Source organism: Dictyoglomus turgidum DSM 6724, assembly GCF_000021645.1.
GTDB classification, from domain to species: Bacteria; Dictyoglomota; Dictyoglomia; order Dictyoglomales; family Dictyoglomaceae; genus Dictyoglomus; species Dictyoglomus turgidum.
The window spans coordinates 428944-447191 of record NC_011661.1 but is presented as its reverse complement, the minus strand read 5'-3'; the positions used below and the strand labels follow the sequence as shown (position 1 = coordinate 447191).

17 protein-coding genes are annotated in these 18248 nt (G+C 34.5%); 1 reads left to right on the top strand and 16 read right to left on the bottom strand.

Annotated features, from left to right (window positions below; translation table 11 throughout):
• Positions 1–5: 5 nt before the first annotated feature.
• The 14 genes from DTUR_RS02230 to DTUR_RS02165 form a co-directional block, all read right to left on the bottom strand.
• Positions 6–845 (bottom strand): carbohydrate ABC transporter permease, encoded by an 840-nt coding sequence (locus tag DTUR_RS02230; RefSeq protein WP_012582826.1) that lies wholly within the window; start codon positions 843–845, stop codon positions 6–8.
• Complete coding sequence (locus DTUR_RS02225) at positions 845–1753, bottom strand: carbohydrate ABC transporter permease (RefSeq protein WP_012582825.1); 909 nt, start codon at positions 1751–1753, stop codon at positions 845–847. The genes DTUR_RS02230 and DTUR_RS02225 overlap by 1 nt, the downstream gene beginning before the upstream one ends.
• 61 nt (positions 1754–1814) lie before the next feature.
• Complete coding sequence (locus DTUR_RS02220; RefSeq protein ID WP_012582824.1) at positions 1815–3089, bottom strand: ABC transporter substrate-binding protein; 1275 nt, start codon at positions 3087–3089, stop codon at positions 1815–1817.
• Between the two features lie 167 nt (positions 3090–3256).
• Positions 3257–4432 (bottom strand): lipoprotein, encoded by a 1176-nt coding sequence (locus tag DTUR_RS02215; RefSeq protein WP_012582823.1) that lies wholly within the window; start codon positions 4430–4432, stop codon positions 3257–3259.
• Between the two features lie 79 nt (positions 4433–4511).
• The gene (locus DTUR_RS02210) at positions 4512–5639 is read right to left on the bottom strand and encodes a pectate lyase family protein (protein WP_012582822.1); all 1128 of its coding nucleotides are present in this window, start codon (positions 5637–5639) and stop codon (positions 4512–4514) included.
• Positions 5640–5697: 58 nt separating this feature from the next.
• On the bottom strand, positions 5698–6681 hold the full coding sequence (locus tag DTUR_RS02205) for a hypothetical protein (protein ID WP_012582821.1): 984 nt from the start codon (positions 6679–6681) through the stop codon (positions 5698–5700).
• A 23-nt stretch (positions 6682–6704) separates the two neighbouring features.
• Positions 6705–8078 carry a pectinesterase family protein gene (locus tag DTUR_RS02200; protein WP_012582820.1) on the bottom strand — a complete coding sequence of 458 codons (1374 nt, stop codon included), beginning with the start codon at positions 8076–8078 and terminating at the stop codon, positions 6705–6707.
• A 65-nt stretch (positions 8079–8143) separates the two neighbouring features.
• Positions 8144–9166 carry a fibronectin type III domain-containing protein gene (locus DTUR_RS02195; protein ID WP_012582819.1) on the bottom strand — a complete coding sequence of 341 codons (1023 nt, stop codon included), beginning with the start codon at positions 9164–9166 and terminating at the stop codon, positions 8144–8146.
• Positions 9167–9241: 75 nt separating this feature from the next.
• Entirely contained in the window at positions 9242–10822 is a 1581-nt protein-coding gene (locus tag DTUR_RS02190) for a pectate lyase family protein (RefSeq protein WP_164930982.1), read from the bottom strand.
• A 233-nt stretch (positions 10823–11055) separates the two neighbouring features.
• Complete coding sequence (locus tag DTUR_RS02185) at positions 11056–12063, bottom strand: pectate lyase family protein (protein ID WP_012582817.1); 1008 nt, start codon at positions 12061–12063, stop codon at positions 11056–11058.
• Between the two features lie 139 nt (positions 12064–12202).
• Positions 12203–12592: a class II SORL domain-containing protein gene (locus tag DTUR_RS02180; protein WP_012582816.1), complete on the bottom strand. Its 390-nt coding sequence runs from the start codon at positions 12590–12592 to the stop codon at positions 12203–12205.
• A 74-nt stretch (positions 12593–12666) separates the two neighbouring features.
• Complete coding sequence (locus DTUR_RS02175) at positions 12667–14148, bottom strand: rhamnulokinase (RefSeq protein ID WP_012582815.1); 1482 nt, start codon at positions 14146–14148, stop codon at positions 12667–12669.
• An 11-nt stretch (positions 14149–14159) separates the two neighbouring features.
• Positions 14160–15353, bottom strand: a complete 1194-nt coding sequence (gene rhaI, locus DTUR_RS02170) for an L-rhamnose isomerase (protein WP_012582814.1) — start codon at positions 15351–15353, stop codon at positions 14160–14162.
• A gap of 190 nt (positions 15354–15543) precedes the next feature.
• Complete coding sequence (locus DTUR_RS02165) at positions 15544–15723, bottom strand: hypothetical protein (RefSeq protein ID WP_164930981.1); 180 nt, start codon at positions 15721–15723, stop codon at positions 15544–15546.
• 147 nt (positions 15724–15870) lie between these two features.
• Here DTUR_RS02165 and DTUR_RS02160 point away from each other — a divergent pair, with 147 nt between their 5' ends.
• A complete protein-coding gene (locus tag DTUR_RS02160; protein ID WP_012582813.1) occupies positions 15871–16596 on the top strand; it encodes an SDR family oxidoreductase in 726 nt (241 codons plus the stop codon).
• Here the strand turns inward: DTUR_RS02160 and DTUR_RS02155 are convergent, their stop codons facing one another.
• Positions 16597–17265 (bottom strand): class II aldolase/adducin family protein, encoded by a 669-nt coding sequence (locus DTUR_RS02155; protein ID WP_012582812.1) that lies wholly within the window; start codon positions 17263–17265, stop codon positions 16597–16599.
• The gene (locus tag DTUR_RS02150; protein ID WP_012582811.1) at positions 17255–18244 is read right to left on the bottom strand and encodes a sugar phosphate isomerase/epimerase family protein; all 990 of its coding nucleotides are present in this window, start codon (positions 18242–18244) and stop codon (positions 17255–17257) included. Before DTUR_RS02150 ends, DTUR_RS02155 begins: the two co-directional genes overlap by 11 nt.
• Positions 18245–18248 lie beyond the last annotated feature (4 nt).

The following is an 18248-nucleotide window of genomic DNA, read 5'->3' as shown; positions in this document are numbered from 1 at the left end:
CTTTCTTAGCCTCTTAATCCAGTAGTTGTAACACCTTGAACAATGTATTTTTGGAATAATACAAATATAACCAAAACTGGAATAAGAGATAATGTAGACATAGCAAATACTGCACCCCAGTTAGTTACAGCAGAAGGATCTGAGAAAGCCCTAAGCGCTACTGATACAGGATATTTTTCGGGGCTATTCAGATATACAAGAGGACCCATAAAGTCATTCCATGCCCAATAGAAGGCAAAGATTGCAGCGGTAGTTACCACAGGTTTTAAATTAGGAAGAATAACATAATAAAAAATCTTAATCCTATCCGCACCATCAATAAAGGCAGATTCATCAAGCTCCTTTGGTATTCCCCTTATAAATTGCATGACCATAAATATAAAGAATGGACCCCCCAAAAAAGCAGGTACAATTAAAGGATAAAAGGTATTTATCCAACCAAGTTTAGAAAAGAGTATGTACCTTGGGACAATTTGCACCTGCATAGGAAGCATAAGGGTTAATATGACTGTGGTAAAAATCATTCTTCTTCCTGGAAAAGGAATTCTTGAAAGTCCATAAGCAACAATAGTGGAAGAAAGTACTGTTCCAATGGTATTTAAACCTGCAATTATAAAGGAGTTTTTAAAAAAAGTCGCAAAAGTTATTCCGCCGAATCCCTGCCAACCCTCTTTGTAATTGTGTAAGGTAGGTTCCTTAGGAATAAGGCTTAAAATATTCCCAAATATCTCCCAGGGTTGTTTAAAAGAACTACTTAGCATCCAAAGAGCAGGATAAACCATAAAAAAAGCAATTATAGTAACAAAGGTATAATAAATTATGGTATTTAAAGTTTTCTTTCTCACTATACTCCCTCCTCTGCTTCATAATAGACCCAACGGTTGGAGGTCTTAAATATAATGATGGTAAATATCCCTACAAGAGTAAGCATAAACCAGGCAAGAGCAGATGCATATCCCATCTCAAAATCATTAAAGGCTTTCCTATACATATAAACCGCATAAAAGAGTGTAGAATCTAAAGGTCCACCTTGAGTGATGATGTAAGATTGTGTAAATGCCATAAATGCATGTATCATTTGGTTTATGAGATTAAAAAGAATCACTGGAGTAACCATAGGAATAGTAATTTTAAATAGTCTTCCCCAGAAATTTGCACCATCAATGGTTGCTGCCTCATAAAGCTCAGTAGGAACCTGCTTTAAAGCTGCTAAAAATATAAGCATGGGAGATCCAAATTGCCATACTGCAAGTAAAATAAGGGTCCATATGGCAGTACGCGTGTCTCCAAGCCAATTCATACCTTTAAGTCCCAAAATAGACAATATGGCATTGACTATACCGTCAGGATATCCCCATATTTGCCTCCAAACTACCGCAATCGCCACACTTCCACCAATAAGAGAAGGAATATAATAAATAGCACGATATAAGTTTAAGATTTTGCTTTCTCTTTGACTAAAGATAAGAGCAACAATAAAAGCAAAAAGAAGCCTCAAAGGTACCTCAAATATCACATATTTAAAGGTGGCTTTAGTGGCATTCCAAAACCTGGGATCCTGAGTAAACATCCTTATCCAGTTTTGAAGTCCTATCCATCTTGGAGCAGAAAGGATATCATATCTTGTAAAAGAAAGATAAAAAGAAGTTATTAAAGGAAATACGATGAAAAACAGAAAGCCTAATATCCAAGGGCTGGTAAAAAGATATCCCATAAAAATATCGTGCTTTCTTTTCTTGGTAAGTTTCTTCATTTAGGGTTAACCTCCCATAACATAATTTGGGGAGGGAATAATCCCTCCCCTTGTTTTCCCTCTACTTTCTAAGTATTTGAGTCACTTGTTCTCTAAATCTCTTTGCAGCTTCTTCTGGAGTAATCTTCTTATACATTATTTGGTCATAAAGGGGAGTATAGACATTGTTATAAATTTCTTGCCATCTTTCTGGGTCTGGAGCAGGAGTTGGAGCTCCATATTTTTCTACTGTAGCTATGAAGTTAAATATTTCTTTCTCCACAGGAGTTAAAATTGGCTTTAGAGCAAGCTGTACTTTCTTGGATACCGGCACTCCTCTCTCTGCCATTAGTATCTTTCCAGCCTCAATATCATTAATAAAGAAGTTTATAAACATTGCTGCTTCCTTGGGATATTTAGTCTTAGCATTGATTGCAAAAAACATTGATGGCTTTAAGAAGTTTCCAACCTTTCCATTTAGTGTTGGAATCATATAAAGTTTCAAAGGTTTATCTTTAAGAGCTTTGCTCATAGCTGTAAGCTGGTTACTCCAAGTAAATTGCATTGCAGACTTTCCAAGACATATAAATCTTTGCTCTGGACTTACACTACCCCTTGCAACTTCTACATCTCTTGAAGGAATTACACCTTCGTCTTGAAGTTCAAGAAGCATCTTGTAGAAGCTTGCGTATACGTTATCATCTTCGTATCCCAAGGATTTACCATCTTCGCTGAAAAGATATCCACCGTTTTCAATAGTCCATACTCTGAATATGTTATGATCGCCAAGGTTCTCCGCTGCTCCATATATGCCAAGTTTTCTATGAATTATCCTTGCAATTCTCTTGAAATCATCCCATGTCCATAAAGTAGGTGGAAGAGGAACTCCTGCCTTTCTAAATACCTCCGGATCAATAGCAAAGGCTTGAGAGTTATTTCCTAAGTTTATGGCATAAAGTTTTCCACTTAATCTTCCAGAATCGACTATGCTTTTTGCTACATCTTTAAGATTTATAATACCTTGTGCTACTAAATCATCAAGAGGTAAAAGTAAGCCTTTCTCTACCCATCCCCTAATATATGCGTGGTCCTGTTGCATAATATCTGGAAGGTTTCCACCTGCAGCCATAGTGGTAAGTTTTGTATAATACTCAGACCATCCTGTATATTCTGATACAATCTTAATGTTGGGGTATTTCTTTTGGAAAAGCTCTATTACTTTCAAAGTTCTGTTATGTCTATCCTGAGAACCCCACCAGATAATTCTTAATGTAATCTGCTGTTGAGCTGGAGAAATAGCAAGGATAAAACTAACTAAAACTAATACTAAAATTGTTAACTTAAAGTACTTTTTCATAACTTTTTAAACCTCCCCCAAAAAATGAATTTTAAAAAAGAAAAATTGAAAAAGAGTCCTAAAAGAAATCTAAACGTTATTTCTGCCTTATTTCCACCTCCTTTGTATATTATGAAATACTTTTGTATATTATACACTAACTTTAAAATTTTCTTCAAGTGAAAAATTTATAACTCACCCTTTGAATTTAACCTCATGATAATTACATCAGACTGCTCTGCTCCCCAGGATCTAGTATAACCCCCTACTAAAAATCCTCCATCATTCATCAAAATCACAGTATTTGCCTCATCGTCTCCCTCTCCATCATATACCTTCTGCCATACTAATTCACCTTTAGAATCAATTTTAACTAAGAAAATCCCAAGTCCAAGACAACTAAAGGATCTTGTAGCTCCCACTATAATAAATCCCCTATCTAATGTCTCCTTAACATCATTTGCATAATCTTCTTTTTCTCCCCCATAATTTGCTTGCCACAAAAGATTCCCATTCCCATCTATCTTCAACACATAAATATCACCTGAAGTTCCGTAGGAAAGGGTACTTCCAATAATTAAAAAGTTTCCATCAGAAGTCTCAATTATTTTACTTCCCACATCATCTTTACTTCCACCATAAGTCTTATACCAAAGAACATTCCCATTTTTATCAAACTTCACCAAAGCTACATCTTTTCCTCCAGCACTGTAAGAAAGAGTAAACCCAACCACTAAATATCCATCACTAACCTCCAAAATTGAATTAGCTTCATCAAAATTACCTCCACCCCAAGTTTTAGTCCATATTACTGTTCCATTGGGAGAGAGCTTCAATACATAAAAGTCTGAATTTCCTGCTCCAAAGGATCTGGTCCATCCAACAATTACATAATTACCTTCAGAATCCTCAATAGCCCATCTTCCACCATCCATATCCATGCCACCAAAATTTTTTGCCCAAGAAAGATTACCTAAGGAATCATATTTCATAACATAAAGATCCTTAGATATCCCTGTGGCATAAGAATAGCTTTCTCCAACTACTAAAAATCCTCCATCACTAGTCTCTATAATACATTGAGCATTGTCGTCCCTTTCTCCAAAAGGAAATAATTCTCCCAAAACATTTCCCCACTTATCAATCTTTAAAACATAAACATCATCTTCTCCGTTAGGATTCTTTGAATTGCTATATCCTGCAAAAATAAAATTTCCATCTTTTGACACAATTCCAGCATTTACAGAATCATTTTTTGCATACCCATGAATAAGTTTCCAAGTAGTTTTAGGAGAAAAATTAGCACAGCCTGCTACGAAAAGTACAAATAGTAATAAGAACAGAATTTTTAAATATCTTCTCATTTACCTCTTCCCTCCTTTTAATTCAATAAAAAAATGGGGGCTTTTCCTATTAATTTCAGAAAAGCCCCCATAATGCATCTTACTTGCTATAATTTACAATAATCTTTCCCGCTCCAGCTTTTTCTTGGACAATCTGTGGCACACTTGCTGCTAAATCAGGAGTATAAGAATAGGGTATCCAGTTAGAAATATTTAGCCACTCATTAGCTCTATCTCTAAAATCATAATTAACTCCATCAGTTAACTGATCATAAGTAGGAAGATTTCTTGTAGGAGTGCCACTATCCACATAAACATTTGTATCTCCATTCTCTGGATCTTCCTTAGAAAGTACTATAAACCCTGGAGGGGTAGAAATCTGAGTTGGGGTAAGTACCCTTTCAAAATAATTATGCTCTACAAGAGCTCTTACTGCACAAGTACCATTTGGCCCAAGTTGAACATCGGTATAGTAGTTGTTAAATATATGAACAATTCCATATCTCATTCTAGGATTTCTTCCTGCGGTTCCATTAAACCAATTGTGATGGTAAGTAACTCTTAAGTAATCTGCATCCTCAGGCAAAGTATCTGAACCACCTACAATACTTACACCTTTTGACCCTTCCCCTGCAAATTTTTCGAATATGTTCCAAGACAAAGTAACATAGTTTCCTTGTCTTGTTATATCCACATTACTATCAACTGCTCTCCTAAAGGTACAATGATCTATCCAAATATGGTGTGAACCCCACCATATGGATATATTGTCATCTGGAGCATTATCAAAAGTAATATTTCTTATAATAATGTTACTTTCAGGATCGCCCTGCCTTCCAATCCTCAAAGATATCCCATCAATAGTAGCACCGTTACCAAGCCCAATAATCGTTTTATTTGACGCAATATTTATAGTATTCACATATTTTGGATCTTCTAAATAATAGGAGATAGTATAGGTTATGGTTCCATCCACAAGAACAATCCTTGGAGTATCATCACTATGATAAACCGCATTGAAGAACTCTTTATAGTCTTTTACCACTACAACTTCTCCCTTAGCACCACCAGTAGTACCGTCACCAATAGTAGCAAAACCTATCATTGGTTCATCATAACCCTCTATAACTATAGAGGGTTGAACATTTATTATTTTAGGGCTGCAACCTGAAATAACTAATAGAAATAACCCTACCACCAAAATACTCATATATCTTTTTAATCTCATGTGTTTAACCTCCCCTCTTTATCATTATGCAAAATATTTGCATATAATGTTTAAAAAATTAAAAGCTAACCGAAACCACTTCCTCCAAAGTAGTAGGAATCGTAGTATCAAACCAACCTGCTCCAAAGCTCCACCCTTTATAAAATCTTAGAGTATTTGAGACCTTACCCCAGCTTGAGCTTAATCTTACATACCATACGTAAGAAGTACTTAAAGAAGTATATTGTCCAAATAATGCATCAATATTTCCAAAAGGAAGAGGAGGAAGTACTATACGTCCATACACATAGTTAGGAGAATCAGGAGCAGAGTAATATGCTCCATAAAGAGAGAGCTTTGGAATAATATCTGAAATACTTGCTTCAACATTATAACCTCCATCTCCCCTATAGTACCCTGACAAGGTTATATTATTGACTGGTTTAATAGTTCCTCCTACAGCCCAATTTCTTGAGTTATTTCCATATTCAAAGAAGAGACTCAAAAAAGATAAGGGTTTTACCTCTGCCCCAACCAAAAAAGTGTTCACAGTCATCTGCATATTCATATCATAAAGGCCATAAAGATTAAGCCCCAAAAACTTTGAAAGAACATCAGTTTGGGCTTTTAAGACTAATCTTCCGGTATTAAAAGCTACATCAGACTCAATAAGAGATGGAAGATAAGTTAGAGTAAGTTTAACGGGAGTTTTTAGAGTAATCTGGATTCCATTTAAATTTAGCCTGTTATATAAAAGAGAATCCCAAAGAGCTTTAGTACCTTCCACTGAAATGTAGTATTTAGCGAAGTAAATATCCAAAATATTTCCAATATTTGTTAGAGATAGATATCCCCCCTTAAAACCAGAATCTCTCATATCAATAAAGGCGGATATATTCAAATCTTTAAAATTACAATACAAATAGTAATTAGGATTGAAGTTTATTTTTTGAGAATCAGGATAATACTTCATTGAAAACTCAACTTTTGTAGAAATTGAAGTTTGAGCATATACAGGAACAATTATCAAAAGAAGTATAAAAAGATAAACTATCTTCTTCACTTTATATTCCCTCCCTTCAAAAGTTAATTAGGGGCCTCATATAAATTCTTAATAAAGCTTTCCACGTCCCATCCCCCAAGATAGTTTTCTTTAGTGTAATAGTTTACATCATCTCCTGTAAGCTGACGTCTCTTATCATTTATTATTGCTCCTGGTCCATAATTTTCATACTCATAAAATCTCTCAGTATCCGGATAGAACCATATAGTCTCACCAGTATTAGGATCTTTAGAGCTCATGGCAGTCCAACCATCAGGATGAATATGCTTATCCATATAACAGTTTCTAAGAACCACATTAGAATTCACACTATAAGGGTCTGAGCTTGGATGCCAAGGACGACCAAGATAAACTGAACCTTCTTCATTTATATTTGTTTTCAGTTCACAATTAGTAAATAAGAATCCCAAATTGCCTATTTTTGTACTTGCAGCAGTGACATAACCTTTTGGAGTAATTCCTGCTCTATCTACGGAGAATATTACACATTTCTCAAAAACTGCTCTACCATCACCAAATATGAAATCTACATCTCCTTCAATATAGCAATCTACAAAGTAATGAATTCCACCCCTCACATACAAGGTATCTTGATTACCAATAAATCTACAGTTCTTAAACACAGCTTTGTCAGATTGGGATAATACTGCTACTGCCTGTTTACTGGATATATTTGCATTAGCAATCTCATCAAAGGCATTTTCAAAAGTAATATTTTCCGCAGTAAAACCAGTAGCACTACCTGCAATAGTTACACTGGCGCTGCCTGATGTTCCACCAGCTCCAGGAGATCCTGCTGCAAGATCGTAATATATCCTTGTGGTATTCACATCTTCACCAATAAGGCTGATATTAGGAGACATTATATTTACTTTTTCATAATAATCTCCACTTTTAATAAATACATAAACTCTTCTTCCAGAATATGCAGATTGATTCAGAGTTATATAAACCATTGCTTTTAAGACACTCTTGAAATACTTTCTACCGTTGATCTCTGTACCATCTTCTCCTGTATAGTTTTTATCTACCACAATGTCTACTTTAGGGAGATACAAAACATTTTCATAGGCATATTCGTATTTCTCTTGATTTCTGTTTCTTACTTCAACCCTAATATTGTTCCCACGAGATTTAGAAAAAGATATGTTAATACTTTGAGTACTATTGGCTTTAATAGGATAGTTCTCAAAAACTATGTTATCATTAAGGTAGACAGTCACAAAAGCATCTTGAGTAGAAATCAGGTTTAGAGTATAGGGATTATCAATAACTACAGAAGATGGAGGATTCAAAACTGTAACATTGAAAACAAGGTTACTTTCCTTTGCAGAACAACCAGTAATAATCAACAAAAGTATAAGAGTCAAAAGCAATATTATATTTTTGATTTCCATTCTTCTACCCCCAAGTTTTCTTTTAGGGAAGGGGAATATTCCCCTTCCCTATAGTCTCATTACTTTTAAGGATTTAAGGAGAAGCCTTCTGGAATTTGAACTTGACCAGGCACAAAGGCGCCATCAAAGGTCCAGAGTATCCAGTCTATATAACCAATGTAAAGATTAGAGGTAGAAGTAGAAGTATCACCAAGTCTCATAAATTGAGGATCAGGAATTGTGGAGGGGGCAGCATTAATATTTCCTTCAAGGATAGGAGTAGGATTTCCATCAACATACAATCTTGCATACAAACCATCTAAATTGTATTCAATAGTAAACCAATAAACATGCCAATCAGCACCAGTAACACCTGTGGTAGAGACTAATGTACCAGTACCATTGAGAATTCTCACTTGGGTAGGCTGTATTTCGAATCCACCCCTATAAAGGGTAGTTTGTATATCAAGAGTCCATGCCCTTGTTACATTTGTAATGCCCACTTCACCTTTAGCTTTAAAAACAATAGTCATTTTGAAACTTCCTGGTTGACAGCTTGCGGAATCAAAGTTAAAACGGAAAGAGGGAGTTGCAGCAGCATTACTTGTTGTATCCATCTTTAATATACCATCTTGAAGAGTACAGAAATTAGCCATTGGATAATTAAGATTTCCATCTATCCATCCAGTGGGAGGCTCTACAGTGTTAGTCCAGTCATAGACACTCCAATTCACCAAAGTGGTTACTTCTGCCTCATTAGAATAATCGCTATCTCCTGCAGAGTTATATGCCTTTACCCTATAGTAATATTTTGTATTAGAGTTTAACCCTGTATCGGTAAAAGTAGTGACATTTGCTTCCACTGTTGCGATTTGTGTCCAATCTTCCCCTTCTTTCTTTCTCTCAATCTTAAATCCATCCTCATTATTGGAGTTATCCTGCCATGTTAACCTCACCTCAGTAGCAGACAAAGCTTCTGCAACTAAATTTGTAGGAGCAAACGGCTTTGTCACTGCTGGTGGCTGTTCCTTAGGAGCACATCCACTAATCAGTAGAGCAATCAAAACTACACTTAACACTAATAAGATGATTTTTAAAGAGTTTTTCATAACAATTAAACCCCCTTTTGAATTAAATTTTTAAGAGATAAAAAGAAATTTAAACCAGCACCTCCCTTCTAAACTTTACTTGGTTATCTTTCCAACTCCTGCATATTGGGTAACTATTTCTTTTACTCTCTCTACAGAATCAAGAGAATAATCATAAGAAGGCTTATAATAACAAGTGGAAGTTTCAGGAATACTGCCAGAACAATTAACAAAAACATTCCCAGCAAGGTCCCAATATCCAATTTGAGAGCTATCCCAAGAACCTATAGGATTTCTTACATTCTCAAAATAATTATGCTCAATTCTTAATTTTGCACCCATTCTGGAGTTAATTGCTGAACCAGCAATATCTTGGTAATAATTATTGAAAATATGCCCTTCTCCAAATCTATAGCTTGGAAGTCTCGAATTACAATTTCTAAACCAATTATGGTGATAAGTAATAGTCCTATTGTAATTATCAGTATCTGAAGATCCTATAAGGCTGGTTTTCCAACTATCATGGAAATAACACCAGGAAACAGTAACATAGGACACATCGCCGTTAATGTCAAGAAGCCCATCATAATAATCCTTATCAATACCTTGGAATTGGTTGTACAATTCACAATGATCTATCCAGATATTTCTTGCAGGACCTGATATAGTAATACAGTCTGGGCCTTGCGTTGCAATAGCTGGGTCTTTTACATTATGTATAATTAAATTTCTTACAACTATATTATTAGCATTATTAATTTTTATACCCACACCATTTAACTCACCATAAGTCCCAACTCCAATAATGGAAATATTAGAAACATTTTTTACCTCAATAACATACTTATTATTGTTATTTTGAGGTGTGATAGTCCCATTTACATAAATTATCCTTGGACCACCTTTATTTATCTCATTTTGCAACTCAACACCCGTACTCACATAAACTACTGTTCCGCCTTCTCCACCTGTAGTTCCGCCATTTAAAGTAGCAAATCCTACAAGAGAAAAGTCAGGAGAATTACTTGGATTTATTAAGGGAACATATACGTAAGCCTCAGAATAATCACTCTCAATGTTAGAACTAAAGGCCTTTATTCTATACCAATAAACTTTTCCAGATATCACATCTGGATCAGTATAAGACTTAGAAGATACATCTAAGGTTAAAAGCTCTTGCCAATCTCCATTCTCTTCTTTTTTATCAATAACATAACCTTGCGTTACCTCTGACTTCGTTGTCCAATACAATTTAACATGATTGTTTTCGTCAATAGATAAAGATAGCTCTGGTGCTATAATTAAAGGAGTTGTTATACTGACTTCATTGGAATAATCACTATTAACAGAAGAATTATATGCTCTTACTCTGTAAGAATAAGTTTTTCCGGGAGTTAGGTTAGAATCTATATAATTTACTGTATTGAATCCGACAACTGCAATTTGTATCCAATCTTTTTCCTCTTCTTTTCTTTCAACCTTAAATCCATCCTCGTTATTGGAATTGTCCTGCCATGTTAGCAATACTCTTTTTTCACTTAAAATTTCTGCTTTTAAATTTGTAGGCACCGCTATTGGGGGTATGTTTGTAGAATCAGTAGTCTGCTTAGAGGAACAGCCTGAAACTATTTGCAATAGAAACATCAATAATATAATCCATTTTACTTTACTCCGCAACAAATTTATTACCTCCTTGCATAATATACAAAAATATTGCATATTTTATTCAAAAGAAGTATATCACCAATAATATTTACAGTCAAAGAAAAAATTAAAAATTTGTTAAAAATTTTAAGGTTTTTTAATAAATTATGCTAAAAGATCAAAAGAGGAAAATTAAGTTTAAAGGTATAGAAGAGAATTTTAAAGCACCTAAAAATAAAGAGGGGAGCAAATATGCTCCCCTTTGATTATTTAATCTCTACCTCTTTCCCCGCACCTGCACCTTTATCAAGAAGATAAGGTACTACATCTGCCTCGTCTAATTCATATTGATAAGGAACTCTTAATTCTTTTAACTCCTGAGTTATATTATTATCTCCACATTCCCAATAAAGGTTTCCAGACTCTTTGACATACCCATCTTGAGGACTTTCAAATTGAGTTGTAATAGGCAGAGCTACAGTTTCAAAATAGTTATTTTCCACAAGAAGTTTTGCCCCCATTCTAGATGCAATAGCATAAAGAAGTATATTTTGATAGTAGTTATTAAATATATGTACTGTTCCAAACCTCACACTGGGATTTCTTGAATTTGTATTCCTAAATATATTATGATGGTAAGTAACCCTTGCCTCTGCGTCTATTGTAGAATTATCGCTACTTCCCACTTGAGTACATTTCCAACTATTTTCAAAAATATTCCAAGACACCGTTATGCCTTTAGATCCCTTTATTATATCAAGAAGTGCATCAACCTTATCTTTATCTTTTTCTCTTTCAGGAGCTACAACCATATCGCTGGATAAGGTACAATGATCTATCCAGACATTTTGAGATGCTTCAACAGTAATAGCATCATTTTTAGGATTTTCAACTTTATTTTTTATTGTCAAGTTTCTTATTATCACATTATTTACTCCCTTTAAATATACTCCCCAACCTATTATACTCGCATCAGGGGTAACTCCAATTATAGTTTTATTTGATGCAATATTTACTTGTCCCGTTTCTTTACTAGTATCTATTACTCCTTTCACAAGTATTATATAGGGTTCTTGAACTTGAGCGTAGTTCTTAAAATCATTCACATTATCAACGGTTACAATTTTTCCTCCAGCACCCCCTGTGGTGGCTTCTCCAAATCCTACAGGTTTGTCATTTAGGGTAAGTACATTTTCTTTAAGTTCTTCTTGGGAAAAGCCAAGGACTAAAATTACCCCTAAAAGAATCATCAAAACAATTATATACTTCCTCATACTTAACCTCCTTAATTATAGCTCTTTTGGAAACATATTTTAGCACAGCAATTGTTTTTTCATAATAAATAAAAAAGGAGGAGAGAAATTAATCCCTCCTCCTTTTATTTATATCCATAATTAAACTAATCTTTTTCTTTTATAACTTTAGCTCAGCTGAGTTCTCCCAAAGACCATGTATATTGCAATAAGATGTTGCAAAAATCACACCATCCTTTTGGGTTTTAAAAACAAATTCTACTACGGGCTCTGAATAAACAGTACTTGTGTCAGGCCCTTGCACTGTGGCTCCATGGGCTACAAATTCAAATCTTCCTACATGATATGGGTATTTATCTCCCTCTGGCTGGAAGTATACCTCTATCCAGGCAATATGATGAGCAGTAGTATTGGGATGTGGAATTTCTTTTCCCACAGAAACTCTAATTCTAACACCTTTTTCTTTGTCCTTTTCTAATATCTCAATAACAGGAACATGCTTTTCTTTTGCCCAATCCGCACTTTGGAAAAGATCCTTTATGTTCACCATTTCTATCCCTCCACTTTGAGAATTATTTTCATCTAATTTTATACCAATTAGAGAGGGATTGCAACCTTCGAATCTTAATTTACTCCTTGTGTTATTTCTTTATATTTTTCATAATTTCTAAGCCATTCTTCAGTATTTTGGGGTTGATAAACTTTCATTTCAGAAGAATCTCTTATAATCTTTCTTGCCTCTATGATATCTTTAACAACCCCTTTTGTTATAGCTTGAACCACAATATTTCCAAGAGCAGTGGCTTCTTTAGGTCCTGTAATAACCGGTATTCCAAGAACATCAGCAGTAAATTGTGAGAGTAATTGGTTTTGCGAACCACCACCTACAATATGCAACACCTTAATCTTTTTATTTAATATTCTCTCCAAATCTGTAAATACATCTTTATATCTAAAAGCAAGTGATTCTAATATGCACCTTACGATTTCACCCTTTTTCTCGGGAACTTTTTGCCCTGTTTTCTTACAGTAATCTTGTATCTCCTTAACCATACTGGTAGGATTTAGGAAAGAAACATCATCAGGATTTATAAAATATTTAAAGGGCTTTTCTTCTTCTGCAAGCCTCGTAATCTCGGTGTAAGATAAATCTTCACCCTCCTTCGCCCATTCCCTTTTTACCCTCTGCAATAACCAAAGTCCCATAATATTTTTCAAAAACCTAAAAGTCTTATTATATCCTCCCTCGTTAGTAAAATTAGCTCTTAAAGAATCATTATTAATAATTGGAGATTTTAATTCAACCCCCATTAATGACCAAGTACCAGAACTAATGTAAGCCCAATCATCACCTTCTCCTGGAACTCCCACCACTGCACAGCCTGTATCATGCTCACATGGAGCTATAACATGAATATTTTTGACTCCTAAATCTTCTTCTATACCTTTATATAACTTTCCTATCACTGTTCCCGGTGGTACAACTTCGGGCATGATATCCTTTGGTATGCTAAATTTTCTTAATATTTCCTCCTCCCATCCATCCTTTATAGGGTTATAAATTTGAGAGGTAGTTGCTATGGAAAACTCCGTTTTTATCTCTCCTGTTAACATAAAATTAAAAAGGTCAGGCATAAACAATAGTTTATAGGTAGAATTAAAAAGAGAGGAATTTTCGAGAACCATGCTGTAAAGTTGAAAAAGCGTATTAATCTGCATTATTTGTATTCCTGTTAATTCGTAGATTCTTTCCTTAGGCATGACTTCAAAAGCCTTTTCAAGGATACCATCAGTCCTATGATCTCTATAACATACAGGTATGCCAGCAAAATAACCCTCCTTGGTTACTAACCCAAAATCAACTCCCCATGTATCAATTCCTATACTCTCTATATCTTTATACTTAGAGAATGCTTTCACCAAACCATCCTTTATATCTTGAAACATTTGGGTTACATTCCAATATAATCTTCCCAAAATATCTACAGGTCTATTTATAAATCTGTGAACTTCTTCAATGGCTAATCTTCCATCTCTCAGTATACCTACAATTAACCTACCACTTTCTGCTCCAAGGTCGATAGCAAGAAATTTCCTCTCTTCCATACGCCTCCCCCTTATCCTCTCTCTTTAATCACTTTTTCCATATATCCACTTTCCCTAAAGGCTTTTAAGGGATCAAGAGGAACTCCTATCTCCTCCCTAACTTTGTATATCAAAGGCATCACATCAGTTTCAAAAGCTTTAACTAAAGTGTTCTCAGCCATGACTATGTCTTGCTCCTCTTGATATCTTCTAAGAGCTTTTCTATTGACAATTAGAGCTTTAGCATAGGTCCTAAATATATTCTCTACACTTTGTATCATTTCCTCTATCTTATTCTTTAAATTGTGTGATTCATCTATCATATAAGCTATATCCATCTTTAAACCATCTTGCTCAGCAGAGACAAGTTCATTAAAGATTAAAAACAGTTCATAGGGATTAATAGAACCAGTAGTTAAATCGTCATCTGCATATTTCTTATTATTAAAATGAAAACCACCAAGTTTTCCTTCATCAAGAAGAATAGCAACTATCTGCTCAATATTAGTCCCAAGAGGATGATGCCCCAAATCCACCAGAACATAAGCTTTATCTCCAAGTTTTTTAGAAAGTATAATAGCGGTTCCCCAATCGGGAATATCAGTGTGATAAAAAGCAGGTTCAAAGAATTTATACTCTATTAAAAGCCTCATGTCAGGTTCCAAATGAGAGTATACTTCTTTTAAACTCTCTTCCAATCTGTGTTTTCTAAATCTAAAGTCATCTTGACCTGGATGGTTAGTCCCATCGGCAAGCCATAAAGAAATATCCCTTGAACCAAGTTTTTTCGCTATTTCAATACAATCTAAAATATGCTTTATGGCTTTTTCTCTTACTCTTTTATCAGGATGAGTTAAACTTCCCAACTTATAATCGTCATCTTGAAAGAGGTTAGGATTAATTGCTCCTGGTTTTACTCCAAGAGACTCAGCATATTTTAGAAGTTCATCCCAATCATCATACATATCCCATGGAATATGAAGAGCTACAGTGGGACATATCCCTGTTAATTTATGCACTATTGCAGCATCTTGAAGTTTCTCCTTTATATTCCTAGCAGATCCCTTTTGCTTAAAAACTGCAAATCTTGTTCCCGAATCACCATAACCCCAAGAAGGAGTTTCTATCCTAAAATTTTTTAACTTTTTCTCAACCTCATCCACATTGATACCCTCTTCTTCTAACATACCTCTTAAAATTTCATATCTCTTTTCATAATTCTTCATAAAAAATCCCCCTATTAATTTTTATTTTTTATCTATAATTTTTATTTTTTATTTTCATTTTCTATTACTTTAAGGGTATCACAAAAACCCTTGAAGGTCAACAAAAGAACTCACAACTTTGAAACTGAGGTAGTAGCAATTCCAGTTTCCATATATTTTTGAAAGAACACAAAGATAAAGAATATGGGAACTAAGGAAAGCGTAGTATAGGAATTCCTGCTTGCTTAAAAATCTCAGGATCGTATACTAATCCTAATGCATTTACACCTAAATTGATACCATAAAGTTTACCGTTTACTATTCCAGGCTTTATGTAATTAGGAGCCACATCCTTGAGATTAATAACATTATTCTTTACAAAATCATCCAAAGGTAAAAGGAGTCCTTTATTTACCCATTCTGTGCAGCAGCTTGAGTGTTAAGTTTAGTCCAATAATCGCTCCAAGAAGTATATTCAGGAGTTATCTTTATGTAAGGATACATTTCAGAGGACAAATAGATTTGCTATAATAAAGTCATGAGAAGTCTTGAAAATAAAATAGCATTAATAACTGGGGCAAGTAGGGGGATAGGAGAAGAAATAGCAAAGAGACTTGCAAAAGAAAAAGTTAATCTTGCTCTTATAGCAAGAGATGAAAAAAGACTAAGGGAACTTAAAGAGAAATTAGAGAAGGAAAATATAAATGTTTTCATATTATCCATAGATCTAAGAGAGAAAAATGCACCAAAAACTGTAATAGGAGAAGTAATAAGACATTTTGAAAGGTTAGATATACTAATAAATAATGCAGGAACAGCCTTATCTAAGCCTATTATTGAAACTTCAGAAGAGGAATGGGATGAAATAATGACCATTAATGCAAAAGTGCCTTATTTTTTATGTAAGTATGCTATTCCCTATTTAAAGAATTCAGAGATTCCTACAATTATAAATATCTCTTCGGTGGTAGGGTACAAGGGTTATGTAAATCAAAGTGCTTATACTGCCTCAAAACATGCATTACATGGATTTACAAAAGTCCTTGCTCAAGAAGTCCACGAATATGGAATAAGAGTGCACTTAATTTCCCCAGGGGGTGTAGCAACAGATCTTGTAAATAAAGTAAGGCCTGATCTTGAAAAGGCATTACTGATTCAGCCCTCCGAGATCGCAGAAATAATTGTTTTCTTATTAAAATTTAGAAATAATGCTGTTATTGACGAGATACAAGTAAGAAGAAAAGATAATATCCCCTGGAGATAATCAACCTTTTTCTTTTAGTAGTTTTCTCCTATATTTTTCCACCTCTAAGCTGTCAATTTCTTCAATTTGTTCTTTTGTAAAGAAGCCCATCTTACCAAACAATTTTGCTACAAATATTGTCTTTATGGAATTCTCAATTAAGAGAGTTCTATAAAGCGCTTCTTTGAGATTACTTCCTACTGTTACCAATCCATGATTTTTAACAAGGACCCCATTATGATTTTTTATAACGCCTCCAACTACTCCTGCAAACTCCTTACCACCGGGCACCACATATTCTACTACAGGAATTTCTCCCCCAAGAAGAGCCACCATATCAGGTGTGAATAATTTTAAAGGTTCATCTTGAAAAGCATAAGCAATTGAATATATAGGATGGGTGTGTACTACTGCCTTAACATCCTCTCTTACTTTATAACATTCAAGATGCATCCATATTTCGGAAGAAGGTTTTTTATCACCTTCAATTACTTCGCCAGAATTAAAATCAACACCAATATAGTCATCTTCTGTGGCATCTTCAAAAGAAATACCGCTCGCCTTTATATAAACTCTATTTCCAACTTTTGCACTAATATTTCCTCCAGGTCCCACAATTAAATTTTCCTGTGCTATCCTTTTCCCTATTTTTACAAGTTCCCTTTTTACCTTCTCTATTTCAGAATTCATAATAAATTCCTCCTTTGGGAATATAATTCCTCAAATATTCAGCAGTTTCTTTAAGTTCTTTCAAAAGTTTTTCCTCAGTTTTCGTAGATGAAGGAATAATTTCAGCAATAAGAATAATTTCTTCCACAGGCTTTAAATACTGAGAAATAGGACTTTCTTTATAATGCTTGAAAGAGTATTCAATTGCAGAAAGAACTTTCTCAATCTTTACATGACCTATAGCGTTATACTCTTCAGTAAAGGGCCAATGCGCACTAGCATCCCTCGTAGTTTGTTGTAAATGAATTATAGGGGAGAATACTGCAAACCTTTTTAACCATTCTTCATAGGATAAATCTTCTCCAGAAAGACCATAGTGCATTCCAGCTTGATGTCCCACATCAATGGTTATATATATAGGAACACCGTCATTTTTTTTATTTACTTCAATAAGAAATTCTTCAGCCTCTTGAAGAGTCCAGGGTTTTTCACTGGGTATATACATTTGTTCATTAGATATACCTAAAAGTCCTTTTTCTTTTGCTATCTTTGCAAGTTCTTTAAAAGTTTCATAAACATACTTGATCCTTTCTCTTGTCTTTTCTGGATCTTGCAAAACTTCCACAGATAAAGCATCCCAATGTCCTCCAAGATATTTTGCCCCCATTTCTTTAACAATGTCCATAGCAGATATTATCCATTCCTTCATTCTTTGTCTTACTCTTTCATCACTGTGAGATAGACCATGAAACCTATGAGTTGCCATACCTGTGTAATAGTCCCATATTTTAACATTATATTTTTCTGCATACTCTCTTATCTTCTTTGCAGTTTCTATCTGATAAATTTTATCTCCACTAAAAAATGGGTCTAAAACATCACTACAAAAAGAATGATAGTCATATCCTAATTCCTTAGTAAGTTTTATAAAATTCTCAGGATCTTCCCACCTTCTTGTCAAAAAAGCCCCATTAATACCGATATCTATATGTACCTTCATTTCT